A 26,022-nucleotide genomic window follows, 5' to 3' on the forward strand; every position below is an offset into this window, starting at 1 on the left:
GACGCGGGTCACCAAGGATGGCGACCCCGGCGCGGCAAGGAGGCCCACGCCATGATTGGATATCGAAACGAACACACCATCGCCGCTTCGTGCGAAGTCAGCGGAAGAGGTTACTGGAGCGGACAGGATGTCTGCATCCGGTTCCATCCGGCTCCCATTTCGACGGGAGTTGTCTTCGTTCGCACTGACTTGGAGGGTCGCCCCGAGTGCCCGGCAAGGAGCGAGTTTACCGATAGCGTGCAGTTTCGAACCAATCTCGTTCGAGGCGCCGCTAGGTTTGAGATGGTCGAGCACCTGATGGCCGCGTTGGCTGGCTTGGAGATCGATAATTGCTTGATCGAAACGGATGCGTGTGAGATGCCTGGACTCGATGGCAGCTGCGACGCCTTCGTCCGTTGCCTTCAATCCGCAGGTTTGGTCATTCAAGCGGCTTCCAAACCGCGCCTGGTCATCACGGAAGCGATTCGGGTCGAAGCCGATGGTGCGTTTGTCGAGGCCCTGCCAAGTCCTGACGGGTGCTTGCGTTTCAGCTATTCGCTTGACTATGGGCAAGACAGTTGTATTCGCCCCCAGTCATTTGAAATCAATTGCTCGCCACGATCGTTCGTTCGCCAAGTGGCTCCCGCAAGAACGTTCGTGACACTCGATCAAGCCGAACAACTCCGCGCCAGCGGTGTCGCGCGGCATGTCACAAACCAAGAATTGTTAGTGATCGGCCACGACGGTGTGGTCGATAACGAATATCGGTTTCGTAACGAATGCGCACGGCACAAGACGCTCGACCTGATCGGCGATCTATCGCTCGCAGGCTTGGATTTGGTAGGACAATTCCACTCCCATCGCGGAGGCCATCGACTCAATGGAATGCTGGCCTCCGGGTTGGCGTCCCTGGCCAATGCCAATCACTACAAAAAGACTTTCCAATCAACTAGAAAAGCTGCCTAACGCTTTTCAACAACGAACGGCAAACGAATTGGCCGTTGAATTTTAAACAAGGATTCCTCTGATGAGTGTCGTGATCGCTCCCACCGCTGTTGTGGACCCCAAGGCTAAATTGGGAAAAGATGTGCGGGTCGGACACTTCTGTGTGATCGGACCGGACGTAACGATCGGTGACCGCTGCCGCATCGAAGACCATGTCACCATTACGGGCGTAACCCGTTTGGGCGACGACAATCAAGTTTTTTCGCACTGCTCGATCGGGTCCCATCCGCAAGACGTTAGTTACCGAAACAGTCCCACGCGAGTCGAGATCGGCAATGGCAACGTGTTGCGTGAGCAGGTGACGATCAACCGGGCCAGCGAAAAGGAAGACGGCGTGACCCGCGTCGGTGACCAGAACTACATGATGACCGGCACGCACATCGCGCACGATTGTCACATCGGCAGTCGCATCGTGATGGCGAACAACTGCATGATCGCCGGTCATGCACACATCCATGACGACGTCACGATCGCCGGTGGTGCCGGCATCCACCAATTCGTCTCGGTGGGAACGCTCGCTTTCGTCGGTGCGATGAGCCGCATCCTGCAAGACGTTCCGCCCTTCATGATCATCGAGGGCTATGATGCGAAACCTCGCTGCGTCAATACGGTCGGATTGAAACGCCATGATTACTCCGACGATGACATTGCGGTGTTGACACAGGCGTTCCGTTTACTCTATCGGCAACGTGTTGGCATTGAAACCGCTCGCAACGAGATGTTCAGCACCGGACCGATTCGTCCCGTGCTTCGCCATTTATTCGATTGTTTGGACACCACTTGTGGCGGCCGGGCCGGACGTGGTCGGGACCGCCGAAAGAAGGCAGCATGACCGGTCAGTTACGGGTCGCCGTCATCGGCGGCGGACACCTCGGACGTATCCACGCGAAGCTACTCACCCAAGTCGAAGGCGCTTCGCTCGTCGCGGTTTGCGACCCTGACCTGCCCGCCGCTCAAGCGATCGCGGCGACCCATGCGACGCAATCGTCACCGGTTACTGCTTACGCGGAGTATCGCCAAGCGATCGAGTCATTTGACGCCGCCATCATCGCCGCCCCAACCGGCTATCACGCCGAGATCGCCTCGACGCTTCTCAAAGCGGGCAAACATTTGTTCGTCGAGAAGCCGCTAACGCATGAGGCCGACGACGCCAAGCGATTGGCGATGCTCGCATCCGCCCGGCAGCTTGTCTTGCAAGTCGGACACGTCGAACGATTCAATCCCGCTTTCACCGCACTGGATCAATTCGGCGTCGATGTGAAGTATGTCGAGGCGACTCGTGCATCACGTTTTCCCGGCCGCTGTTTAGACGTCGGTGTGGTCATGGACTTGATGATCCACGATTTGGATCTTGTCTTGTCCCTAACCAGTGCGTCGGTTCGTTCAATTTCCGCCAGTGGCTTGTCGGTCGTTTCTGACCACGAAGACATCGCCGAAGCACGGCTGGAATTTGAATGCGGGATGGTTGCAAATCTGAAGGCCTCTCGTGTCAGCCCCGCGCCGGCCCGCGAAATGGTTTTGTACAGCCCGGCCGGTTTTGCTCAAATCGATTTCGGCAAACCTGCGCTAGCAACCGTCCGCGCCAGCGACTCGCTCGCCAAACGAGAGTTCTCGCTAGCGTCCGAAACCGATAACCCATTGAAGTACGCCGACTCGCTGTTCGACGAGCACTTAGTTTGCGAGCTTCAAGAGCTCGAACCTCGAAACGCGATCTTAGATGAACTGCATGATTTCGTGATTAGCATCCAGTGCGGCGGCATTCCGGTATGCGATGGTTCCGCTGGAGCGCGCGCCGTTGCCGTTGCCGAATCAATCCTGCAATCGATTGACCAACGTCGCTGGTATACCTATCCGAGCGAATCCGAGATCGGCTCCGCCGCTCGGCCTCGTCGTCGCATCGAACAGGACCGAGTCGCACCATCGCGACGTGCCGCTTAAGGTTCGTCATTGTGGCCGATCTCGCTGTTGCTTCGTCAACATTCAATTATAGGGTGAGCCGAACGCGCTAGCGGGCTGTTGATTTAGTGCACGATTGGGCGTTTTCGTTTAACGGCAAGCCGCAGGCGTCTGCGTTCTCAAGCTCTGTCGCCTGCGGCTTGCCGTTAAACGATTAAATCAACAGCCCGCTAGCGGCGTGTTGATTTAGTCCTAATCGAAACCCGAAGCGTGAGCGAGGGATACATACAAAGGACTTAATGGTGATGAATCCCTCGCTCACGCTTCGGGTTACGATTAAATCAACACGCCGCTAGCGTCGGGCCTCGAGCAATGCCCGCGGCTAGCGCCGTCGGCTCACTTAACGAACCGTAGTTTTATATTTTGACGAAGCAGTAGTGACTTGCGGAATGAATATCCTTTGCTTTAGTGACCTGCACCGTGACCGCGACGCCGCTCGATTGCTGGTCGATCAGGCGTCCGATGTGGACCTCGTGATCGGTGCGGGCGATTTCGCCAACCGACACCAAGGGCTCGCCGACACGCTCGACATTCTTAGCGAGATCGGTAAGCCCGCTGTCCTGGTTCCCGGAAACGGGGAAACCTTCGACGAACTCCGCGACGCCGCCGCGACATGGAAATCCGCCACGGTTTTGCACGGCTCAGGGTGCACCGTACATACCGACTCCGGCGCAGTCGCCGTTTGGGGAGTCGGTGGCGGTATCCCGGTGACACCGTTCGGTGATTGGAGTTACGATTTTGACGAACAACAAGCTTCGGGGATGCTCGACGGATGCCAAGAGTTTTGGGCTCACGGCGACCGTAAGATCCTGGTCGTTCACTCGCCACCGATCGACACCGTCGATCACGATAGTTCAGGTCGCATTCGCGGCAGTCAAGCAATCCGCGATTGCGTTGAACGTTGCCAGCCGAACTTAGTCGTGTGCGGTCATATCCACAGTGACTGGGAAAAACAAACTCGGCTTAATGAGTCAGTGGTTCTCAACGCGGGACCGCGCGGTGTCATGATTCGTTTAGGCTAGGAGGAGCTATTCGCCAGCGAGTTTTGATTCGATAAAATCAACGGTCCATTTTTGGACATCCGGGTCATTCATTAGAAACGAATGCAGCACCGGGAATTCCTGAATCGTCTCGGCCCCATCTAGCTTCGCTTCGTCCAGGCTGACGACGAAATCGCTGTCGCCTTCGACCAACGGGTTGCGGATTCGTCCGGCTTCGAATTTGCCTGCCGCGATTGCAAAAGGGAATGGCGGCGTTGCCAGTCGATCTTCGATCTCCGACCATCGTGGCCCCAACTCCATTCCGCCTGGACCGACCACCCATTCAAAGACGCCGGTCGTCGCTAAACGGCGGGCGATCATCGCGCCTTGATTGGGAGGCCCCAACATGACCATCGCTCGGCATCGCGGCAGGACCTTGACCGGATCGCCCTGACGTTGCAGATCGCCGACGAGATGTCGCAAGACGATGTTCCCCATGCTGTGACCGACGAAACAGAACTCGGCGTCGCGATGTTGTCCCTCAAGCACTCGGCGGAGGTTGTCGGCCGACTGAGCGAGCGGTGATCGCGTGCTGGCGTAGCCGAATCGAATCGTTTGCTCATAGCCCGCCTCTTGAAATTTTCCTTCGAGCGACTTCATCGAACCATCGGTCCGCATCAACCCATGCATGAGCACGACGATCGGCTTGGACGTTGGATAAGGTGGTTCGGGACAATATTCGTCGAGCAAATGCTCCATTTCCGCTTCAGTCCCCCAACCTCGTCGTACGTTGCGAGGGTCGAGCAACCGGGAATGCTTGGTTAGCTCGTTGTATTGGACCCGGTAACCGGCGCGATGCATTCGATCGCTCCAAATCTGGGTCCCGCCGAGGGTCGGCATCGGTACATGAAATCGGTTCGCCATGGAATCCCCTTCGGATTGTCCGACCGCACGATGTGACTCCAAGGCGGAAATCGCCAAGGCAGTCATCAACAGCAAGGCTGCCATTGGTTTTCGCAAATGATACCGATTCCACACGAGACGACTCCACTAGTGGCTGAACAGATTAAGGTTAATACACTAGTGCCCGATCCGTGGAAACCGCTGCGCGAATAAAATGAATCATTATGGTCCGTATCATCTTCAGACTGCTCCTTATCCCAATTTTCGGTGCGTCCTTCGGCGAATCAGCCGACGCGGCGACTTTCTACGTCGCAACCGATGGCGATGACCAATCCGTGGGCACGATCGATGCACCGTTCGCTTCCATCGAACGCGCTCAAAAGGATACTCGGCCCGGCGACACGGTGTTGGTCCGTGGCGGCGTCTACCGCATGACCGACGACGACATCATGCAACGAACCCGGATCTTTGCCCGCGTAATCGTGCTCGATCGTAGTGGGCAGCCGGATCAACCGATCACCTATCGGGCTTACCCGAACGAACGGCCTGTTTTCGATTTCGCAAGCGTCCGTCCCGACGGCTACCGCGTGACGGCATTTTACGTCGCCGCGTCTTGGTTGCATCTTGACGGCATTGATGTCACTGGTGTTCAAGTAACGATCCAAGGGCACACCCAGTCGATTTGTTTCGAGAACGCGGGCGACCACAATCGATACGAACGACTATCGATGCACGACGGTCAAGCGATCGGCGTTTACAGCATTCGTGGTCGCGACAATCTGTTCTTGAATTGCGACGCTTGGAACAATTGGGATGACGTGTCGGAAAACGGCCAGGGCGGCAACGTCGACGGTTTCGGATGTCATCCGTCGCGTGGGGCGACTGGCAATCGATTCGTCGGATGTCGAGCTTGGTTCAATAGCGATGACGGATACGATTGTATCCACGCCCACGAAGCGGTGACGTTCGAAAATTGTTGGGCGTTCGCGAACGGATACTCTGCAACTGGGCAACGACTCGCTGACGGAAACGGTTTCAAGATCGGAGGCTTCGCCGGCTACCCGATGTCCCGATTGCCCCCGTCCATTCCACGGCATCAAGTGATCCACTGCATCGCACTGGGTAACAAGAATTCGGGTTTCTACGCCAATCATCATCTCGGCGGCAACGATTGGATCGAAAACATCGCAATCGGAAACGGTGCCAACTTCAATATGCTGTGTCGGCTACCCGACAACGAAACCGATGTTGACGGATACGATCAGTTGTTGCGCGGCAATGTCGGTGCCGCATCTCGTGGATTGATCGTTCGCATGAATCGGTCCCGATGCGAATTGATCGATAACCGATTCGACGCAACCCTGGACGAGTTCGGGCTATCGAACCTTTCAACTGCTACAATGTCGCAGGCCCGGAGTCCCGATGGCACGCTTCCTTTGGTGAACGGCCTCCTCCTTCCCTTTTCTAAATCGCTCCCCTCTCGATCACGGCAATAAGAATGCTTCGACCGCGTTTGCAAGTTTGGTTTCCGTCTTCGGCTAGTCCACGTTGGTTCGGCTTGATCGTTTACCTAACGTCGATTGCTTGGTGCGTTGGAACGTCATTCTCCCTTGGCGATACTCCGTCGACCGAACAACGATCATCAACGCCGCCCGTTCTTGCTTCGGCACGATGGGATTTCGAGCAACTCAAACGCGTGCCGGCGATGCGATGGCTCGATCAAAACGAGCCGATTCATTCGCTGCTCTACAGCGGTGAAGAGTTCGAAGGCCGAGAAACGGAAACGTTTGCTTTCTACGCTTCGCCGATCACGATCGGTGACGTCCCCGCCGATGCGAAGACGCGGTTTCCCGCCGTGGTCCTGATCCACGGCGGAGGCGGGACCGCGTTTGCCGAATGGACGTGGCTGTGGGCCAAACGAGGCTATGCCGCCATTGCGATGGATCTATCAGGCAGCCGACCGGTCGCTCCCCTATACGACGCCGCAGGAGTTCCGGTGCGAAACCAAGCCGCCAAACCCGACTCGCGAACCCGCCTGCCCAATGGAGGCCCGATGCACGGCCATTCAGAAAAATTTGATAGCATCGGCGGTGATGTTTCCGACGACTGGCCCTATCACGCCGTCGCCAATGTGATCCGCGCCCATTCCTTGCTGAGATCGTTTCCCGAAGTCGATGCGAACCGAACGGCGGTGACGGGAATCAGTTGGGGCGGTTACACGACGTGCCTTGTGGCGTCGATCGACGATCGCTTTCAAGCCGCCGTACCGGTATACGGATGCGGTTTTCTTTTTGAAGGCGAATCGGTCCAGAAACCGGCCATCGATCAACTCGGCGACCGTCGTCAAGCGTGGATCGACGCTTATGATCCGTCGAGCCTGTTGGTCGAATGCCAGGTTCCCATCTTGTTCGTCAACGGGACCAACGACATTCATTATCCACTTGATAGCTATCAGAAAAGCTTTGACGTCGTCCCGGGTCGCAAACAAATGCGCATCGAAGTTCAAATGCGGCACGGTCATGCACCAGGCTGGGAACCGGAGGAGATTGGACGGTTCATTGATTCCTTTTGCCGCGATGGCGAGCCATTGCCCGTGATCGAAACGCCACAGATTCAAGACGACCAAGCCCGCGCGTCGTTCATGAGTGCCGTCGCGTTGAAATCAGCGTCGATGCACTACACCACCGACAAAGGGCTGCGATCAAAACGAACCTGGCAAACCGTGCCGGCCGAGATTCACGACGATGAGTTGACGTCGCCGAAACCACCCGCCGATGCAAATACTTGGTTCATCTCGGTTACCGATCAACGTGGCGCGATGATCAGTAGCGAGATTCAGTTCCGACCATCAGGAGATGCCACGAAATAGCTACCCGTAGCGAAACTCGCCTGGAGTTTCGCTACCCTACCATTTTGAAACTCTGGGCGAGTTCCGCTACCCTGAGATTGAGTTTTGATGATGCACGAGGATCGTTCAAAAGCCCACGCTGGGAAATTAACCTAAAGATTGATTCGCCCGCAACATGTTCGCGCGAATCGATCAAACAACGAGTCCACTTGGAAACCGTAGTGATGTCGCCTACTCTTTATGCAGTCACCGGAGCAACCGGAGGGCTCGGTAGTCATATCGTTGAGCAGCTCCTTTCGCAGGGGAAGCGAGTCCGGTGTTTGGCACGTCTGGGAAGCGATACCGGCTTCCTTGAATCAATGGATGTGGAACTATTCACCGGCGATTTATTGGAACGTTTGGTTGTGGATTTGTTCGTCGACGGGGCGACTCACGTCATTCATTGTGCAGCCAAGACCGATAATTGGGGTCCGTGGCTGGACTACCAACGGGGTAACTGCGATACGACGCGTCATTTGGTCCAAGCTTGCCAGAAGTCGGCAACGTTCAAGCGACTCGTCCATCTGAGTTCGGTCTCGGTCTACGGACATCCTGAACCAAATCAATGGATTGACGAAGAAGCGGAGCTCGGCCAGCACCCCTGGACAGGAGACCACTACGGACGATCTAAAATTGAAGCCGAGCAAATCGTCCGGGCTCTCGGTACCCGAGCAGCCATTATTCGGCCGACAAGCTTTTTTGGTGAGCGTGATCGCGCTTTCCTGCCGAGGATCATGCGTAGCATTCGCAATGGCGGCATGTGGATTTTCGGCAGGGGCGACAATCTGTTAAACCTTCTGCATGTCTCAGACGTGGCGACGATGTCCATCATGGCCGTCGAAGCCGATGCTGCTGCGGGACAGACGTACAACTGTTGTGCCAACGGTGATTTGACTCAACAAGAATTGATCCAGATTTTGTGTGAGGCGATGCAGTTGCCACCCGTCAAACGGCATTTGCCGATTCAGATCGCTCACCGTGCCGCGTTGGCCATGGAAGTCACCGGGAAAGTCCTTGGAAGGAAACGAACGCCTAAGCTGACTCGTCATGCGCTGAGCGTTTTCCTGAGGCCAACGAACTTCAGCACGCAGAAAGCCGAACGCCAACTGGGATGGCAGCAAACGATCTCGACCCGTGTCGGCACTGAGCGAACAATACAATGGTTGCGCGGGGTTCAGCCTGAACTGTTTTGATCGTCCGACGGAACCGGATCCTCTGCCGCTAACTTCGTCGCGATCAAGACCTGGCGTTTACCAAACGGTGGACCTGGGACTCGATGTGTCTCAAAGCCCGCTCGTTGAAGCGAACGCCGCACCTCACCTTGTACGCAGTAAGTAACCAATCTGCCACCCAGATTGATCCGACGCCACAACCCCTGAAGCACTTCGGTTTGCCATAACTCAGGGTTGATCACTGGGTCGAACGGATCGAAGTAAACCGCATCAAATTTTCGTTCAGACCCGGGCTTCTGATTCGTCAGCCAAGCCACTGCGTCAGTAAAAATAACCGACACCTTCGTTTGGGCGTCCCATGCCAAGGAAAGTTCAGGCGTGAGAGTGGTCGACCGCAAGCAATGATCCCATCGCTCGAGGAACCACGGTACCAGTTCGGGGCGTTGCAGATCCCGATCGAGCTTTAACTCTTCCAGGATCTGTGCAGAGATCGGCGAATTTTCCAACGCCACATATTCGATCGGCTGGCCTGCCGAAAGGGCTCGATCGATCGTCCGAAGCATTGCCATTCCTGTACCAAACCCCACTTCGAGAATGCTTCGCGGCCAATCCTCGTAGGTTTCATCGTTCATCCCAACGCCACGCAGATACACCCAATCGCATTCGGCGATCGCACCACAACCGCTATGAAAACGATTGCCGTCACGAAGCAACGTGCGACTGCCGTCGTCGGTCACTTCGATGCAATAGGACGGATCGATTGTGGAGATTTGTTCGCGAACGGGGATCGGCACTGCGTCGCCTCACCGATATCGTTGCGAGATTAATTTGAAATCAAACCCGTCGCCGACGCGTCTGCATTCAAAAACAGTTTTCGCTATCTGTTGGACACTCTCATAGCCTTTTTGGTGAGCCGTTTCGAGTTCAAGCACGGCTAGTTGATTCTCCAATTCCTGCGAGATGAATTTGAGGGTGTGCCTGCCTTGAATCGATACTCCCGCCGCCTGAATTAACTGCCGATCGTACTCGGCGAGTGGGCTTGCCGAAGTCCACATGAAATACAGGCGTTTTTCAGTCGCCGTATCGGTTATTTTTCGCACAACCGGTTGGGTGGACAACTGACTGACGCAATCGACGCCTTGAACATCGCCTCCGATTGCCGCCAATTCGATCTCATGAAAGTCCAGCATCCTCGCATATTCGTCACCAGAAGCGACGTGAAAATGAATTTGCCAGCGTTCAAACCTTGGCACGATATCGTCGCCCTCCGAGTCACCGAGCAGCAAGTCGCCGGCATGCCCGGGGCGCCCACCGATCGTACGATAGTCACTCAATCCTTCCAGTGCATCGATCGTCGCCACTTGGTTCGCGATCAGCGAAACCGATCGAACCGTTTGGTCGATCGGAAGATCGGCTAAATGAGTGGTTTCAGATTCTGCGGGCGTGTCAAAAGGCGTCTCCGCGTCAATGCCCACTGAGCTTGAAAGCGCCGGGATCGGCGGCGAAACCTTGGCGACGTCTTCATCGCGTCCAGATAATACCCACACGACAAACAAAACGCCCACGAGGCAACCGAGCATCAAGACACAGGCCAACAAGAACGACGTGATCGCATCATACCAGTTCGTTCGCATCGATGCAGAATCATGGAACTTCGTGTGTGCGGCGACGTTTGCGTTCGATGCCCGCGTTGCTGGCGAAATGATCGGTTGCTTTGTCATCGAACCAATTTCCTAAGTTGCCGTGATAGTGCAAACATATGAACAGCCATTGTATCCTTATTTTGGCATCGCGTGCTCGAGGATTGCGTCGGCAAGTTGATCGACTTGTTCGGTCGAATGCAATGCGTTGAGTGAGATCCGTAGCCGTGCGGTTCCTTCGGGAACCGTGGGCGGTCGGATAGCTGGAACAAAAAAACCCTGTTGTCGCAATCGATCACTTGCGACGACCGCATCGCAATCGCGTCCCAAAACGACCGGAACGATCGGAATGGCACCTTCGATCGGCTCGATCGGCAGGCCCAACCGCCCGCGAAAATGTCGGCTGAGTTGATGCAGGTGTTCGCGTCGATCGGTCCAAGATCCAAACAAATCGATCACATCGGCCGCGCCAGCGGCCACAACCGGGGCGAGAGCCGTGGAAAAAATCAACGGTCGACAGAAGTTTAAAAGATAATCGATCACGACTTGAGGCCCCGCCACAAACCCACCTTGGTGACCGATCGCTTTACTGAGCGTCCCGATTCGGATCGGGATTTGATTCTGCAATCCCATCGCGTCACAGAGTCCACCACCCCGTTCGCCCAATACTCCCGTACCGTGGGCCTCGTCGACGATGACTTGCGCGTCGTAAGTGCCAGCCAATCGAACCAAATCCCTCACCGGTGCGATGTCGCCATCCATGCTAAATACGCCGTCCGTGACGATCCACGTGGAGTCATAACGATGCCGTTGCTGACGCAGCAAGCGTTCGACATGACCAACATCACGGTGAGGATAGATCTCGCGACTGGCTTTGGAGGCTCGGCATCCGTCGATCAGCGATGCGTGGTTGAGCGCATCGGACAAGATCCAGTCGCCCTCACGGCACAGTGTCGAGATCACGCCGCTGCAAGCCGCATAACCTGACGGAAAAATAACCGCCGCTTCGGCCCCTTCGAGAGACGCGATCGACCGGGCGAGACGTTCATGATGGGGCGTCCATCCGCACACCAGCGAACTCGCCGACGCACCGGATGAAATGTGACCTGACCGCGTGAACTGTTGAAGCGATTGCTCGGCGACGATCCCCAAGTAATCGTTGCCGCCGAAATTGAGCATTCGCTGACCATCGGAAGATCGCAAGTAAACGCCCTCGATGGTCATTGTTCGCAAATTTCGGCGGCGGGATTGTTCATCCGCCACTTGAAGCGACTCTTCGAATCGGCGAAACCGATGACGCGTATCGCCCGCCGGTTCCATCAATGGGTTTCGCTGATCGTTTGCAATAGACGACCAACGTAGTCATTCCCTCGCCGAGGCGCGTCGCTGCGTTTACCAGAAACGTCCTTCAAGGATCCGCCCGACAAACCGATCACCGAGTCGTAGTTGTTATCGATCACGTTGAGCGCGGCGATGGCAACGTAGTATCCGTTCTCGGGCAGGTTCGCCAAACTCAATAGTTCCTTCGCCGCAGCGACCTTCTGTCCGTCGGCTCCAAACTCCAACAATGCTTCGGCAGCCGCAACACGAACGGTTGGCGAAGGATCGCCCATTAAACTTTCGATAACGCCAACGGAGTTCTTGGCCAATTCATCGTCGACGACTCCGGCGTGCGATTGCAATCCGAGGTGCAGGCCGCGGGCGGCCCAATATCGGATTCCAGAATCCTTGCTCTTGGCTCGGTTGGTCATGTTCTCTACCACCACATCATGAAACGCCCGCCATGCATCGCTTGCGTCCCAAGCCGCATCGACCAGTTCCTCAATTCGAAAAGTGTCGGACGTCGCCATAGCGCGTGGTGCTTGTTTTCCAGCTCGTCGGTGCATTTCGGCTTCCGGCAAAACGCCCAGGTCGCGCGTGCGGATCATCCACTGCTTGAGCGCCGATCTCATCGCATCGAGCCGTTCGGCTTGATCCGGGTCGGTAGCTAAGTTGATCACTTCGTCGGGATCGGATTGTAAGTCGAACAATTCTTCGTCCGGCTTGGGTTGCCAAAACTTCGCTTGAGCTTCGTTTAATTTGCCCGCGTCGAACATCTCTTTCCAAATCCGAGTCGTTGGCGTTTGAAACATATAATCGACGTGTTTCAAATAAGGGCGGTCCGGATAGAAATGTCGCATGTAGACGAATCGCCCGTCGGTGCAGCTTCGCACCATATCAATCCGCTCATCCATCCGACCCCGATATCCAAAGATGTAATCTTTCGCGGCTCCTTCGGACGCACCGCAAAACGGCACGCCTTGCATGTTGTCAGGTACTTTGGCACCGGCCAAGCTGATCGCGGTCGGTCCCATGTCCACGAAACTGACCAATCGCTCGGACAGCCCACCTGGCATGTAGTCTTGCGGCGCGAGATCACGGTAAGCGTCGGGAATGTGCAAGATAAACGGCACATGCAAACCCGAATTGAATGGCCATCGTTTACTTCGCGGCATGCCGCTACCGTGATCGCCGTAGTAAAACACGATAGTCGAATCGGCCAGACCGTCTTTTTCGAGCTGCGCTAGCGTTCGGCCGACTTCGGCATCCATCTGTGTCAACCGATCGTAGTACTGCGCCCAGTCACGACGAACCTCGGGAACGTCCGGATGATAGACGGGAACTTTCGCCTTGGCGGGGTCATGAACCAACGTGTGCGGTTTGTTTCGAATCTGACTCTCATGACTGATCGTGAAATTGAAGATGGCAAAGAACGGCTGTTCCGGATCAGGGCGGTTACGCCAGTGGGCTTTGCGACCGCTCTCGTGCCATCCAGCTTGATCATCAGACTGGGCAAAGTTGTAGTCGGTCTTGCTGTTATTGGTGCAGTAGTAACCGGCATCTCGCAAGACTTCGGGATACAACTTCATACCTTCGGGTAGGTTCACGGCACTGCGCATGTGATGCCCGCCCAGGCTTGTGGCGTACATTCCCGAGATCAACGTCGTACGCGCCGGTGCACAAACGGGAGCGTTCGACCAACACGTCTTATACCGAAGGGATTTCGACGCTAGCGAATCCAAATTCGGCGTGTCGGCATATTGGTCACCGTAACATCCGAGTTGCGGTCCGTTGTCTTCGCTCGTAATCCACAAAATGTTGGGACGTATAGAAACGTCCTCGGCGTGAGCGATCAGCGTTGTGGGAACCGCTGATAGAAATAAGAGCAATAATCGAATCGTCATTGTGGCTTGGATGGATTTGGGGAGGAGTTTGGGGAGAACCTCGAGCGAATTGATTGTAGTCGACCGAGACAACCATGACAGCTTGTAGCTTGGTCAGGCGATTCTTAGTGGGCTGTCGTTTTAATCGTAACCCGACGCGTGAGCGAGGGATGAGCCAATATCAATAATCCCTTGCTTACGCAGCGGGTTACGATTAAATCAACACGCCGCTAGCCACTGATTTCCAATAACATCCGCAGGTAACTCCGAGGCTCGGGATTGGTCAGCCCCAAACGATCGGCAAGCTCTTGCACTTCTTGCCTCGCCCGAGCGACTTCATCGATCGTAGGATGGTTGGATGCCAAAACGCGTTCAATTTCGGCATACTTGCCGACCACGTCGACATCGTCGATCGTGACCGTCATCGCGTCCGATTCCGAACCGACCCGGAATGTTTGGCGATCTTTCGAAACCGTGGTCACTCGTTGGAAACCGAGCTGAGTTAATAAATGCTCCATCGAAGTGCCGTCGGGATCGCCAGGATCCAACCGCCACTCGAGTTCCTCTCTCGCTTTCACGTTTGATCCCGCCAACTTCGGCCCCTTATAGGTAATCATTGGCTTGCCGTCTTCGCGTCGGATCCGCAACGCTTCGCTGGTTGCCGCGAAGTCACGGCACGGATGTTTGTAATAGGTGTCATCGTTGCGATGCCGAGACACCAACACGCCTCCTTCAGCGACGACCCTGTGGATCAGCGCATCATGATCGTCCACGCGAAACTTCAATTCGATTTCAAACAAGTCAGTCTTCCTAGGAACGCAGGTGTGCCTTCGGTCGTGATCCAAATCCGCGACCGGTGATCGACCGAGACCGCTTCGATTTGCTTCCATTTCGGCACAGAGTACGCTTCAGGTACGCGGGCCAATTGAAGCGCCAACGTATCATCGACCGACCGCCGGTAACAGAACGCTTGCCAGTACGTGACCAACCACACATCACCATTTTGTGGATCCCGATCCGCACCGGTCACGAAAGGTAGCGCCAACGTGGCGACGCGTTTGGCCATTACCGCCGTCGAGGACGATGGTGTCGACCACAGTGACATCGGAACCAAATAGACACCCGCGATCGGCAATGGATTCTTGGCCAAGAGGACGACGGCTTGCTCCGCAGGATCAAACCAGATCGCTTCGCAGTCGATCGCTTCGCCGGCATTCTGACCGCCGACGTTCGCGCCACTGGGGAAGCGCACGTTCAGTGATCGATATTCGTCGATTCCGAGCTCAGTGACATTCCGTGGGTCCGGTTCATCGAATCGATAAAGCGTAATGTGGCCTCGGACGTGCCGATTGTCACCGCTATCGGCAACGATCAGTTGCGGGTTTGACGAGCCGGTTTCCAGGGCAGGAACACTCGTCATGGATTCCCAATCGATCGCATCGACGCCGACCAATTCACAACTACCGGTACGTGCTCCATTGGCGACGTCTAAGCAAAACAATCTTGCCAAATCACCCGAATCGTTATGCGTCCAAACGCATCCGGGATCCCGCATTGAAAACGACATTCCACTGCTCTCGTTGATCGCCGTGTCCGCAATGGTCGTTTGATCGGCGACCGGCGAAGTACTACCAAGCGGCGTGGGGACCGGAGGCTCGGCCAAGCCGGAACGACTTAGGCCGAGCCAAATGAGAACGATCCACAGGCAACATCGCCAACTCCCTACCGAGTTGGCAGGCAGGACTTGGCGACTATTGGAAATACGCATGGTCCGGATTGCCGCCGCTGAGCAGGTAGGCGGTCAAATCCAAAACTTCTTCCTTCGTCATGCGATTAAAAAGCCCCGTCGGCATGGCCGAGACTTCAGAGACTTCCATCTCTTCGATCTCTTTGCGATCGACCGTCACGCGTTGATTGGGATTCGTTAGATCCGTATTGATGGTCAAGGTATCCCCGTTGAGGTTGACCACCACACCGGTGTGGATTTGGCCCGAATCGGTCAACACGAGCACCGAAGAGAACTGTTCGTTGATCACTTTGCTCGGATTGACCACTTGATCGAGCAGGTCATGCGGGGAATAGCGACGACCCGCCGACGTCAAGTCGGGGCCGGTCATTCCGCCTTGGTCACCGAATCGGTGGCAGGCATAACATCCCGAGGCGGCAAACATCTTTTGCCCGTTGACGAAGTCACGATTTGCTAAGCCGGTCTTGGTCGCGGCGGATAGTTCATCCAATGTCCATTCTTTCGATTCACGGCCCTCAAAAACCGCACCGAGGTTTTCGAGCACTGATTTGCGAACCGGTTTGCGAGCAAGTAGTTCGGCCATCGAATTCTTTTCCTGCTCGGTGAGCGATGCGACCGCGTCGTTACGGATGAACTCGATGAACTTCTCGAAACTCGCGCCGCCTTGATAATTGGCGGCTTTGAGGAACCATTCGAAATAAGCTTCGCGAAGTTCCGGGGTCCAACCGTTGGTTAAAAAACGAATCGAACGTGCGTACTGCATTTGCTCTTCTTGCGTCGGCACCGATTCGATCAACGCGATCGCCTTGGCCGCCGTATTCTCCGCTTGCAAGTACGCCAGCGTCTCGCACAACAACCAATTCTGCTCGGGTGTCTTGGCCGGGAACAACGGATCGAAACTCGCGATCAATTGCTCGGTTAATGATGCGTTTGGCTTGCCGAAACGATTCAGGGCGATCTGGGTGGTACGAACCAGAATCATCTGCGAGGTGCGATTCAGACTCGCCGCGTCGATCGAAACGATGGCCTCGAAAATCCGATTCTTGAGCGTTTCGTTTACCGGTGCCGATGCGTCGTTGCGGTGGTCTGGGCACACACCAGCCGCTCGGGACAATGCCAACAGAGCGGTGACTTGTTTTGCCGGATCGGATTCGGTCAATGCTTTTTCGGTCCATGTGTCGAGCGGTTGGTGCTCGATCGCCGTGCGGGCTGCGAAACGGATAAAGCGATCTGGATTGGACAAGTGAGGCCATGCGGCATCGATCGCCGCAGGATCTTGTTTGCCATGAAAGGATTCGAGTTGATGTCGCGTTTGTCGGGCTTCGTTGAACGTCGGTTCCATCGAAACCGGTGCGGTCGATTCATTACCGACGTAGGTCACGCGGTAGAGTCCCGACTGCACCCGCCGTCCGCCGATGGTGAAATACATCGCCCCGTCTTCGGGATGAATGATCGCGTCGGTGATCGGCAGCGGAGCCCCGGTCACGAACTCCTCCTTGGTCGCCTTGTAGGAAGAACCATCCGGTACCAAATGAACCGCGTAGAGTTTTCCCCAGCTCCAATCCAACGCGTAGAAGGCGTCCTGATACTTAGCCGGGAACTTGGCCCCGTAACCAAACGTTGTTCCCGTCGGCGATCCGGGACCGATGTCCAATACCGGTGGCAAGTTGTCTTCGTAAAACGGCATTCGCTTGCCGGCACCATTACGCCATCCGAATTCGGCGCCGCTGGTCACGTGACAAACGCGGGTCGGGCGATACCAAGGTGTGTTGAAGTCGTATTCCATGTCCGCGTCATAGGTGAACAGCTCGCCGTCTTTGTTGATCGACGCGTCGAAAATGTTCCGAAAGCCGTTCGCGAACGCTTCGAAGTGGGTTCCGTCCGGCGTGATGCGGTAGACGATCCCGCCGGGCGCCAAGACGCCACGATTGTGGCCTCGGCCGTCGGGCATGCTGGGCAATAGATGGTCTTCGCCCCAAATTTGCGGGACGGGCGAGGTGTCCGCGATCTTCGTCGGGATGGTGTTGTTGCCCGTGATCAGATACATCGACTCGCCGTCGAGCGTCGGTACTAAAGCATGAACGCCGTGGTCACTCTTGGATGACACTTCGCGTAGCGTTTCGACTTTGTCGAGTTGATCGTCGCCGTCGCTGTCGGTGATTCGATAAATTCCCGACGGCATTTTCTGTTCGTAGTCGTTCACGCCGACGTACAACGCACCGCGATACCAGATCATGCCGTTGACACCGCGGATGTCGGCGGGAACCGGCTCAACGTCCGTCTCATCGATTTCCTCACCGATCGGCGGAGGCGTGATTCGATAAAGTCCGCCGAACTGATCACTGACCAGTAATCTCCCGCGATCATCGGTGCACAGGTTCACCCACGAACCCTGATCCTGACCGGGCACCGAGTAAAGCAACTCGACTTCGAAACCGTCGATCGCCTTGATCAAATCGATCGGGGTCGCCGTGTTCCCGTTAATTGCCGGTCCGACCTCACTCGAACGTTTCTTCTTTGGCTTGGCTTTAGCGGCGTCGGGGGCCTTCTTGTCCGGCGATTCGACGGCATGGACGCGACCGGTCGAGGTAACGCTGAAGTTCAAAAACAAAGCAAAAAACACGAGGCTACGCATGACGAGCCGGAGACCAATTCGAGGCATGGATAACATGGGGGATTTAGGAAGCGGCCGGAAGGTCGCAAAAGCAAGTTTCGGTAAAGCGAGCGTACAGTCTAAACACTCTCGATCCCAATAGAACCGCCCAATGGAGCAATTGATACAAGCCCGACGCGCGAGCGAGGGAATCGAATCCAAACCTCGCAATGCCAGCAACTCCACTCGCGTGCCGGTCTGTTGATTGAGTCGTTTAACGGCAAGCCGCAGGCGACAGAGTTTGAAAACGCAGGCGCCTGCGGCTTGCCGTTAAACGAAATACCGTCCAAAAGTGCACTAAATCAACAGACCGGTGCGCGTCGGGCTTGTATGTTTGCGGCGCAGCCGCCTTAAGTCTCAACCCGAAGAATTCGCTTGAACGGACCTCAAGTCTCATTGTGAACAAGGGGAGATGTCATTTTGACTACACTCGGGTTGTGGCTTCGGCGGCACGAGCCAGCAAAAAAGCCTCAAAACACGGTGTTTGCGTGCATTTGGAAGATTTTTGGCCGATTGGCCCTCGCCTTGCGTCTTCACAAAGGACCGAACGAGTTTCACGCGTTTTTGAAAGGGTGCCAAGTTGGCCTCACGCGATGACACAAGTTCTTCTTGGGAGAATTAGGAACATGTCTCGAATCACAAAGTGGCTTTCAATCCCGGCACTCGCGCTGGCATTGGTCTTGACGACCGACACCACGCAGGCGGAGGCGGGCGGTTTTTCCATTAGCATCGGGGGTATTGGGTACGGCGGCTATGGCGGGTACGGCGCATCGAGCTACAGCAGCGGCTATCGGGGATACGGCAGTCATCATGGCTACGGCGGATATCAGGCGTACAATAACGGCCATCATGCGTATGGCCCGATCGTTTACCCGAGCGTTTCACCTCGTTACGGTGTTGGCTATCGTGGGTATTCCCAGCCGCACTTGGATTACCACGCCCCGGCTTTGGTACCCCATCGCGGACACTACCACTACCAACCCGGCCATTATGACCTGCATCACGGTCATCACTGATCGTTCGGGTAAATGCAGAATTTTAAATGGTGGACCTCGATCGAGATCCCAATGGGGGCCAGCGGGCTGTTGAGTTAATCGTTTAACGGCAAGCCGAAGGCGTCGGCGATGCCCCTAATTGACGCCTACGGCTTGCCGTTAAACGAAACTGCTCAAACGTGCCCTGGATCAACACGCCGCTTGCTTAGCCGCACGAGATTTCACCCAGAGACCCGACGGTGATGGGATTTGCGAGGTAGAGGATCAACGGATATTCGGTGGCGGTAGGGCTGTACCACCAAAGCCGATTGTCCGACGTATGGGCCGACCGGCGAAGGTTTTTCGCCGCTCCATTATTGCAAAGTCGACCTCACCCAAGGATGCTTTGCTGGAAAGCGGGTCAACACGTTCAGAAAACCATCGCCAGTTTGAACTGGCGACGACCGTCACGGCCTGCTCGCAAACGTCACCTTTGAAACGCGAGAACGGCCCCATTGAGTCAGTCTGCCAAGTATTTTGTCGACCAAATTGAGACCAAGCAGGCCACGATCGGCGTGATCGGTCTCGGTTATGTTGGATTACCCCTTGCGTTGGCGTATTCGGCAGGCGGATTCAAAACGGTCGGTTTCGACATTGACGAAGCCAAGACGCAGTCCATCAACGCCGGCAAGAGTTACATCCGGCACATCTCCGCTGAGTCGATTCAGACCCAGGTCCGATCAGGCAAACTGGCCGCAACGACCGATTTCCGTCAACTTCGCGAGGTTGACGCGATCATCTTGTGCGTGCCGACGCCCTTGGACGAGCACTTCGAACCCGACTTGTCGTACGTCGTCGGCACCATCGAAAACGTGTTGCCGAATCTCCGCGAGCCGTCGTCGGGATCTCCGCAAACGATCAGTTTGGAAAGCACCACTTATCCGGGAACGACCGACGAGGAACTCGTCTCACGCATTGTGGAGGCGGGTTATCAGGTCGGCAAAGACGTCTTTGTCGTCTATTCACCTGAGCGAGAGGATCCGGGCAATCCGGAGTTCGCAGCCACGAACATTCCCAAAGTCGTCGGTGGTCATACGCCGAATTGTCTCGAGGCGGGCAAAGCACTTTATGGCAGTGTCTTTGACCAGATCGTTCCGGTCAGCAGCACTTCGGTAGCCGAATTGACGAAGTTGCTCGAGAATATCTATCGCAGTGTGAACATCGGCTTGGTCAACGAGCTCAAGGTGGTGGCCGATTCGATGGGCATCGACATTTGGGAAGTCATCCAAGCGGCCAGCACGAAGCCGTTCGGTTTCAAAGCGTTCTATCCTGGCCCGGGTCTGGGCGGGCACTGCATCCCGATCGATCCGTTTTATTTAACTTGGAAAGCCCGCGAATTCGGTGTCCATACACGTTTCATCGAACTGGCCGGCGAAATCAATCGGGCGATGCCCGCCCACATCGTTCGTCGTTGTTCGGACGCACTGAACCGGCACAAAAAATCAGTCAACGGCAGCAAAGTTTTGTTGATCGGGTTGGCTTACAAACCCAATGTCGACGACGATCGCGAATCACCGACATACGAATTGATGGACCGACTGACGGAGATGGGCGCGAGCGTCAGCTATCACGATCCCTATGTCCCCGTCATCCGGCCCTCTCGGGAACATTCGCATTGGGCGGGCACAGCGAGTGTTGCTTGGGATGAAACGACGATCAAGCAATTCGACTTGGTTTTGATTTCGACTTGGCACGAGTGTCTCGACATCAATGAGCTGGCCGATTGGTCGACATTCATCGTTGACACTCGAAATGCAACGGCCGGTCTACCTGAATCCGTTCGCCAAAACAAAGTTCTCAAGGCTTAACCGTTATCGGGGCTTAACCTTTCTCAAGGCTTAATATGAAGATCATGATCACCGGTGGGGCTGGTTTCATCGGCTCGAATCTTGTCCGCATGGCTTTGGGAGATGGGCACGAAGTCTTGAATCTCGATGCGCTGACTTATGCCGGCAACCTTGGTTCGCTACAAGACATTGCCGATCATGACCGATACCGATTCGCTCGCGTTGACATCACCGATGCCGACGCGGTCGAAAACGTGATGCAGTCGTTCCAGCCCGACGCAGTCATGCACTTGGCGGCCGAGAGCCACGTCGATCGCAGCATCGACGGCCCAGGTCAATTCATTCAAACCAACGTTATTGGCACGTTCAACTTGCTGCAATCGGCCCGGCGACACCATGCCACCCTCGATTCAGAAGCCGCCGCAAAATTCCGATTCCTTCATGTATCGACGGACGAAGTTTACGGATCGCTCGGCGAGGACGGCTTGTTTACCGAAACCACTCCATACGATCCCCATTCGCCGTATTCCGCCAGCAAGGCTTCTTCGGATCATCTCGCTCGTGCGTGGCAAGATACCTACGGACTGCCGGTCTTGGTGACGAACTGCTCGAACAACTACGGACCGTATCAGTTTCCTGAAAAGCTGATTCCGGTGGTTATTTTGAAATGCCTTCGCGGCGAACCGATTCCCGTGTATGGCCGCGGCGAAAACATTCGTGATTGGTTGTTCGTCGAAGACCATTGCCGGGCCTTGCTGAGCGTGGTTGAGCGTGGTGCCCCAGGGCAAACTTACAACATCGGCGGCAACAACGAACTCAAGAACATCGACCTGGTTAAGATGCTTTGCGAACTCATGGACGAACTCGCACCCGAAAGCTCGGGCCCTCATTCTTCAGCCTCGAGTCTGATTACGTTTGTCCAAGATCGTCCTGGCCATGACCTCCGATACGCGATCGACGCCAGTAAGATCCGGCGAGAACTCGGATGGGAACCGACCGAGAACGTGACCAGCGGATTCCGAAAAACGGTTCGGTGGTATCTCGAAAACGAATCGTGGTGGCAAGAGATCCTCAATGGCGACTACCGCCTCGACCGACTCGGCCATGCCTGACCTTCGGCCGTATCAAACTTGGGCAAATACCTGTTAGACTGCCCCATTCCAATGTTCGGGCAGCGAAACTTGCCAGGAATTTCGAACGTACCTGTTAATGATCGAAAGTCTTGGCGACTTTTCGATGGCCTCAACCCGAAGCCAACTGGACTTGGAAATCTTCCATTTAATCGCCTACCAAAATTCACCTTAAGCCCCCTTCAGTTTCATAACGATGTCGTCCTCGCTTCCGTTTCAACGAATTTTCGTCGCCGGTCATCGGGGGATGGTCGGTCGTGCCGTCTTGCGACAGCTTGAACCGGTTTTTCAGGGCGAGGTCCTGACTCGCACGCGATCACAACTCGATCTTTGCGACCAGCGTGCGGTAGCAGATTTCTTTGCCGACGCTCGCCCTGACTGCGTCGTGTTCGCAGCCGCCAAGGTCGGTGGCATCCATGCCAACGCGACCTATCCCGCCGAGTTCGCCTATGAAAACATGATGATGGCTGCCAACGCCATCCACGCCGCCTACCAAAATCAAACCGAACGGTTCTTGTTTTTGGGTAGCACGTGCATTTATCCGCGTGCTTGCCCTCAACCGATCCAGGAATCCAGCCTGCTGACCGGACCGCTCGAGTCGACCAATGAGGCCTACGCACTAGCCAAGATCGCAGGCTTGAAACTTTGCCAACATTATCGCAATCAATACGGCGTGCTATTTCATTCGGCCATGCCGACCAACCTGTACGGCCCCGGGGACAACTACCATCACGACAACTCGCACGTGATCCCGGGATTGATCCGACGTTTTCACGAAGCCCACCGAGCCGGAGCAAAGACGGTTAGCGTTTGGGGATCTGGCAAACCACGCCGCGAATTCTTGCACGTTGACGATCTAGCCGCCGCGATCGTCCATTTGATCGGTTTGCAGAATCCGCCCGACTGGGTCAATGTCGGAACCGGTGTCGACTTGCCCGTCGCCGATCTGGCCGCTTTAATCGCCGAAACGGTCGGTTTTGAAGGAGAAATCGTTCAAGACGAAAGCAAACCCGACGGCACACCGGTCAAACGGACCGACACGACCGTCATCAATAATACCGGATGGTTCTCCCAAATCAATTTGCGAGACGGACTACAATCTGCTTATCAAGATTTTGTACAAAGCATCGAATCGGAAAGGCTCCGCTCTGTTTGAGAGCTACCACCCTGTCGGCTTGTGAATCAACCGGGCTCCAATAAGCGGCCCGTTCAAACTCCCACGCATATTTACTTCCTACTCAGCTCACCGCCCATGAAAACCGCACTCATCACCGGGATCACCGGTCAAGACGGATCGTACCTGACCGAACTGTTGCTCGATAAAGGCTATACCGTTCATGGGATTGTCCGCCGCAGTAGCACGTTCAATACCGACCGCATCGATCACATCTACGCCGACCCGCACGAAGCCAACACGCGTTTGTTTCTGCATTACGGTGACCTCACCGACGGCCAGAATCTCACAAACCTTGTGCTCGATGTCCAGCCCGACGAGATCTACAACCTCGGGGCTCAATCGCACGTTCGTGTTTCGTTCGATTCGCCCGCCTACACCGCCCAAGCGACCGGATTCGGTGCCCTCAATGTGCTCGAAGCCGCTCGGCAATTGAGCAAACACAAGGAAACTCGGGTCTATCAGGCCAGCAGTAGTGAGATGTTCGGCGAAGTCGTCGAAACACCTCAAACGGAAAAAACGCCGTTTAGCCCTCAGAGTCCATACGCTTGTGCCAAGGTTTACGCGTTTCATCAAACGGTCAACTATCGCAAATCCTATGGGCTGTTCGCCAGTAACGGGATCTTGTTCAACCATGAGTCTCCCCGTCGCGGCGAAACGTTCGTTACCCGCAAGATCACCCGTGCGGCGACTCGAATTAAATGTGGCCTTCAAGAAAAACTCTATCTCGGTAATCTCGACGCCAAGCGAGACTGGGGCTACGCGAAGGACTACGTCGAAGGCATGTGGATGATGCTGCAGCACGATGAACCCGACGACTTTGTGTTGGCGACCGGCGAAACACAAACCATCCGCACGTTCCTCGACTATACCTTTGAAGCCTTGGACATGGACTGGAACGAGTACGTTGAAATCGACCCTCGTTACTTCCGTCCGGCCGAAGTCGACTTGCTGCTTGGCGACTACTCCAAGGCGAAGGAAAAACTTGGCTGGGAACCCAAGACGAGCTGCAAGGAACTCGCTGAACTGATGGTCCAGCACGACTTGGAACTCGCCCAAGCCGAAGCCAACCGAAAAACCTTGGCCGGTTGAACATCCTCAGCAACCTTTTCAAACTTCACTCCCATCAAGATCGCGTTTTTCAACCGCTGCTACTGGCCCGACTCCGAGGCCACCGGGCAATTGCTTCAAGACCTGTGCGAGCATCTCGCCGCCGCAGGTCATGACGTCCACGTCGTTTGCGGGCAACCCAACAGCCCTCGGGTCGGCGCTGAATTCGTCGCTCAAGGCCAGCAAGAACATCACGGCGTTACGATTCACCGCCTCGGGCACTCGCAATTCAAGAAACGGTTTCCCGCCGGACGCTTGCTCAATCTGCTTTCGTTCACCCGAGCCACAAAAAGGTATCTCCAACGATCTCGTTTGAAAGCCGATGTTTACGTTTGCGAGACCGATCCTTTCTTGCTGCCTCCCGTCGTCGCCAATCACGCGAAATTACGTGGAGGTCGTTTCATTGCCTACTTGCAGGATATTTATCCCGACGTCGCCGAAGCGATCGGCAAAGCCCAACCGGGGCTCGTCACTCGCTTGATTCGGACGCGGTTGCAATCCGCCTACCAACTCGCCGACCAGATCATCGTTCTGGGAAGCTGCATGAAGGACCGACTGACCGCCGCACCCTGGTCGCTCGATCCCGATCGGATTTGCATCATTCCGAACTGGGCCGATTGTGAAAAAATCAAACCGATCGATCACCGAGACAACACACTGCGGCGGGACTGGGGCGTTGAAGAACGATTCGTCGTGATGCACTCGGGCAATATGGGTTTGACACAACGGCTCGACGTGCTCATCAAAGCCACCGCCGATCCAGCTTGGCCCGATCATGCAATCTTATTGCTCATCGGCGATGGGGCGGCCAAAGAGCACCTACAACAACTTGCTGCCAACGGTAATGTGCATGACTCTTCGAATCTTTTGAGTCAAGAAAATTCATCCAACAAGTCTTTGGCGGATGAATCTTCGCGTATGTCGAAAGTACGTTTTTTGTCCTATCAGCCTCGCGAAAAACTCGCCGAATCACTATCGGCAGCCGACCTGCATGTCGTGTCAATGCACGAGAACATCACAGGCTGTTTGTGCCCGAGCAAGTTGTATGGCATTTTGGCCGCTGGCCGTCCCGTGTTGGCCATTTCGCCTGAATCGACGGACCTGGCCCGGACAACTCGGCACTATCAAGTCGGCGAAGTCTGCCGACCTGGGGACGCCGCCGCCATCGCCCATCAAGTCGCCACATTCGCCAAACAAAACCGGACTGAGACTGAACTTCAACAACAAGCCGCCCGAAAATTAGCGCTGAGTCATTACGACCGACCGGTCTGCCTCCGCCAACTGACACAGCAACTCGTCGCGGAAAACTCAGCGACCTAGGCCACTAGCTCGGTGATTCGGGGGCTTCGCGTCGGAACACGGCGACGATGTCTTCGACGGGGATGACAAACAACTGATTGTCGTGTTCCAGGTCGACGGGGATTGCGTTCTTAGGGTGAAACAGAATCTTGTCATACTGACGCAGTGGTAGTTCCTCGTCGTTCTCGACCACGGCACTGATCGTCACAATCCGACCTGTGATCGTGGGGATCTCGGCTGCATCAGGCAGGGCAATCCCCCCGCGCGTTTCTCGTTTCGGTTCGTCTTTGCGAACCAATACGCGATCACCGATTGGCTCGACGTATTCGAATGGACTCGCCGCTGTCTTTTTTTTCGTCATGA

The 26,022-nt window shown here is 55.5% G+C and carries 22 protein-coding genes; 13 read left to right on the forward strand and 9 right to left on the reverse strand.

Annotated elements, in window-relative coordinates; genetic code table 11:
• Positions 1 to 51: 51 nt before the first annotated feature.
• The 4 genes from lpxC to Pla100_RS07390 all read left to right on the forward strand — a co-directional run bounded on the left by lpxC (position 52) and on the right by Pla100_RS07390 (position 3,962).
• Entirely contained in the window at positions 52 to 945 is an 894-nt protein-coding gene (gene lpxC, locus Pla100_RS07375; protein ID WP_146577020.1) for a UDP-3-O-acyl-N-acetylglucosamine deacetylase, read from the forward strand.
• 61 nt (positions 946 to 1,006) lie between these two features.
• The gene (gene lpxA, locus Pla100_RS07380; RefSeq protein ID WP_146577021.1) at positions 1,007 to 1,816 is read left to right on the forward strand and encodes an acyl-ACP--UDP-N-acetylglucosamine O-acyltransferase; all 810 of its coding nucleotides are present in this window, start codon (positions 1,007 to 1,009) and stop codon (positions 1,814 to 1,816) included.
• Positions 1,813 to 2,922 (forward strand): Gfo/Idh/MocA family protein, encoded by a 1,110-nt coding sequence (locus Pla100_RS07385; RefSeq protein ID WP_146577022.1) that lies wholly within the window; start codon positions 1,813 to 1,815, stop codon positions 2,920 to 2,922. Before lpxA ends, Pla100_RS07385 begins: the two co-directional genes overlap by 4 nt.
• Positions 2,923 to 3,329: 407 nt before the next feature.
• Positions 3,330 to 3,962, forward strand: a complete 633-nt coding sequence (locus tag Pla100_RS07390; protein WP_146577023.1) for a metallophosphoesterase family protein — start codon at positions 3,330 to 3,332, stop codon at positions 3,960 to 3,962.
• 6 nt (positions 3,963 to 3,968) lie between these two features.
• On the opposite strand, the gene Pla100_RS07395 is transcribed toward Pla100_RS07390, so the two are convergent.
• Positions 3,969 to 4,928, reverse strand: coding sequence for an esterase/lipase family protein (locus tag Pla100_RS07395; protein ID WP_146577024.1), 960 nt, complete (start codon positions 4,926 to 4,928; stop codon positions 3,969 to 3,971).
• 119 nt (positions 4,929 to 5,047) lie between these two features.
• Here Pla100_RS07395 and Pla100_RS07400 point away from each other — a divergent pair, with 119 nt between their 5' ends.
• The 3 genes from Pla100_RS07400 to Pla100_RS07410 all read left to right on the forward strand — a co-directional run bounded on the left by Pla100_RS07400 (position 5,048) and on the right by Pla100_RS07410 (position 8,903).
• Positions 5,048 to 6,319 carry a right-handed parallel beta-helix repeat-containing protein gene (locus Pla100_RS07400; protein WP_146577025.1) on the forward strand — a complete coding sequence of 424 codons (1,272 nt, stop codon included), beginning with the start codon at positions 5,048 to 5,050 and terminating at the stop codon, positions 6,317 to 6,319.
• Between the two features lie 2 nt (positions 6,320 to 6,321).
• Positions 6,322 to 7,692, forward strand: coding sequence for an alpha/beta hydrolase family protein (locus Pla100_RS07405; RefSeq protein ID WP_146577026.1), 1,371 nt, complete (start codon positions 6,322 to 6,324; stop codon positions 7,690 to 7,692).
• A gap of 203 nt (positions 7,693 to 7,895) precedes the next feature.
• On the forward strand, positions 7,896 to 8,903 hold the full coding sequence (locus Pla100_RS07410; protein WP_146577027.1) for an NAD-dependent epimerase/dehydratase family protein: 1,008 nt from the start codon (positions 7,896 to 7,898) through the stop codon (positions 8,901 to 8,903).
• Here Pla100_RS07410 and mnmD read toward each other — a convergent pair.
• The 7 genes from mnmD to Pla100_RS07445 all read right to left on the reverse strand — a co-directional run bounded on the left by mnmD (position 8,885) and on the right by Pla100_RS07445 (position 18,143).
• On the reverse strand, positions 8,885 to 9,676 hold the full coding sequence (gene mnmD / locus Pla100_RS07415) for a tRNA (5-methylaminomethyl-2-thiouridine)(34)-methyltransferase MnmD (protein ID WP_146577028.1): 792 nt from the start codon (positions 9,674 to 9,676) through the stop codon (positions 8,885 to 8,887). The genes Pla100_RS07410 and mnmD overlap by 19 nt on opposite strands.
• 9 nt (positions 9,677 to 9,685) lie before the next feature.
• Positions 9,686 to 10,603 (reverse strand): hypothetical protein, encoded by a 918-nt coding sequence (locus Pla100_RS07420; RefSeq protein WP_146577029.1) that lies wholly within the window; start codon positions 10,601 to 10,603, stop codon positions 9,686 to 9,688.
• A 57-nt stretch (positions 10,604 to 10,660) separates the two neighbouring features.
• Positions 10,661 to 11,842, reverse strand: coding sequence for an aminotransferase class I/II-fold pyridoxal phosphate-dependent enzyme (locus tag Pla100_RS07425; protein ID WP_231602803.1), 1,182 nt, complete (start codon positions 11,840 to 11,842; stop codon positions 10,661 to 10,663).
• Positions 11,842 to 13,746, reverse strand: a complete 1,905-nt coding sequence (locus Pla100_RS07430) for a sulfatase-like hydrolase/transferase (protein ID WP_146577030.1) — start codon at positions 13,744 to 13,746, stop codon at positions 11,842 to 11,844. The genes Pla100_RS07425 and Pla100_RS07430 overlap by 1 nt, the downstream gene beginning before the upstream one ends.
• Before the next feature lie 209 nt (positions 13,747 to 13,955).
• Positions 13,956 to 14,525, reverse strand: coding sequence for a class IV adenylate cyclase (gene cyaB / locus Pla100_RS07435; protein ID WP_146577031.1), 570 nt, complete (start codon positions 14,523 to 14,525; stop codon positions 13,956 to 13,958).
• Positions 14,507 to 15,493 (reverse strand): hypothetical protein, encoded by a 987-nt coding sequence (locus tag Pla100_RS07440; RefSeq protein WP_146577032.1) that lies wholly within the window; start codon positions 15,491 to 15,493, stop codon positions 14,507 to 14,509. The genes cyaB and Pla100_RS07440 overlap by 19 nt, the downstream gene beginning before the upstream one ends.
• The gene (locus Pla100_RS07445; RefSeq protein WP_231602804.1) at positions 15,477 to 18,143 is read right to left on the reverse strand and encodes a c-type cytochrome; all 2,667 of its coding nucleotides are present in this window, start codon (positions 18,141 to 18,143) and stop codon (positions 15,477 to 15,479) included. The genes Pla100_RS07440 and Pla100_RS07445 overlap by 17 nt, the downstream gene beginning before the upstream one ends.
• 608 nt (positions 18,144 to 18,751) lie before the next feature.
• On the opposite strand from Pla100_RS07445, the gene Pla100_RS07450 reads away from it, so the two are divergent.
• The 6 genes from Pla100_RS07450 (at position 18,752) to Pla100_RS07475 (ending at position 25,680) form a co-directional block, all read left to right on the forward strand.
• Positions 18,752 to 19,141, forward strand: a complete 390-nt coding sequence (locus Pla100_RS07450) for a hypothetical protein (RefSeq protein ID WP_146577033.1) — start codon at positions 18,752 to 18,754, stop codon at positions 19,139 to 19,141.
• 473 nt (positions 19,142 to 19,614) lie between these two features.
• The gene (locus Pla100_RS07455; protein WP_390620569.1) at positions 19,615 to 20,967 is read left to right on the forward strand and encodes a nucleotide sugar dehydrogenase; all 1,353 of its coding nucleotides are present in this window, start codon (positions 19,615 to 19,617) and stop codon (positions 20,965 to 20,967) included.
• Between the two features lie 35 nt (positions 20,968 to 21,002).
• Positions 21,003 to 22,058: a dTDP-glucose 4,6-dehydratase gene (gene rfbB / locus Pla100_RS07460; RefSeq protein WP_146577034.1), complete on the forward strand. Its 1,056-nt coding sequence runs from the start codon at positions 21,003 to 21,005 to the stop codon at positions 22,056 to 22,058.
• A 214-nt stretch (positions 22,059 to 22,272) separates the two neighbouring features.
• Positions 22,273 to 23,232, forward strand: coding sequence for a GDP-L-fucose synthase family protein (locus Pla100_RS07465; protein ID WP_146577035.1), 960 nt, complete (start codon positions 22,273 to 22,275; stop codon positions 23,230 to 23,232).
• Positions 23,233 to 23,328: 96 nt separating this feature from the next.
• Positions 23,329 to 24,342, forward strand: a complete 1,014-nt coding sequence (gene gmd, locus Pla100_RS07470; RefSeq protein ID WP_146577036.1) for a GDP-mannose 4,6-dehydratase — start codon at positions 23,329 to 23,331, stop codon at positions 24,340 to 24,342.
• A gap of 90 nt (positions 24,343 to 24,432) precedes the next feature.
• Positions 24,433 to 25,680, forward strand: a complete 1,248-nt coding sequence (locus Pla100_RS07475; RefSeq protein WP_146577037.1) for a glycosyltransferase family 4 protein — start codon at positions 24,433 to 24,435, stop codon at positions 25,678 to 25,680.
• A 4-nt stretch (positions 25,681 to 25,684) separates the two neighbouring features.
• Here the strand turns inward: Pla100_RS07475 and Pla100_RS07480 are convergent, their stop codons facing one another.
• The gene (locus tag Pla100_RS07480) at positions 25,685 to 26,020 is read right to left on the reverse strand and encodes a co-chaperone GroES (protein WP_146577038.1); all 336 of its coding nucleotides are present in this window, start codon (positions 26,018 to 26,020) and stop codon (positions 25,685 to 25,687) included.
• Between the last annotated feature and the right edge of the window lie 2 nt (positions 26,021 to 26,022).

Origin of the sequence: Neorhodopirellula pilleata, assembly GCF_007859915.1 — a bacterium.
GTDB classification, from domain to species: Bacteria; Planctomycetota; Planctomycetia; order Pirellulales; family Pirellulaceae; genus Rhodopirellula; species Rhodopirellula pilleata.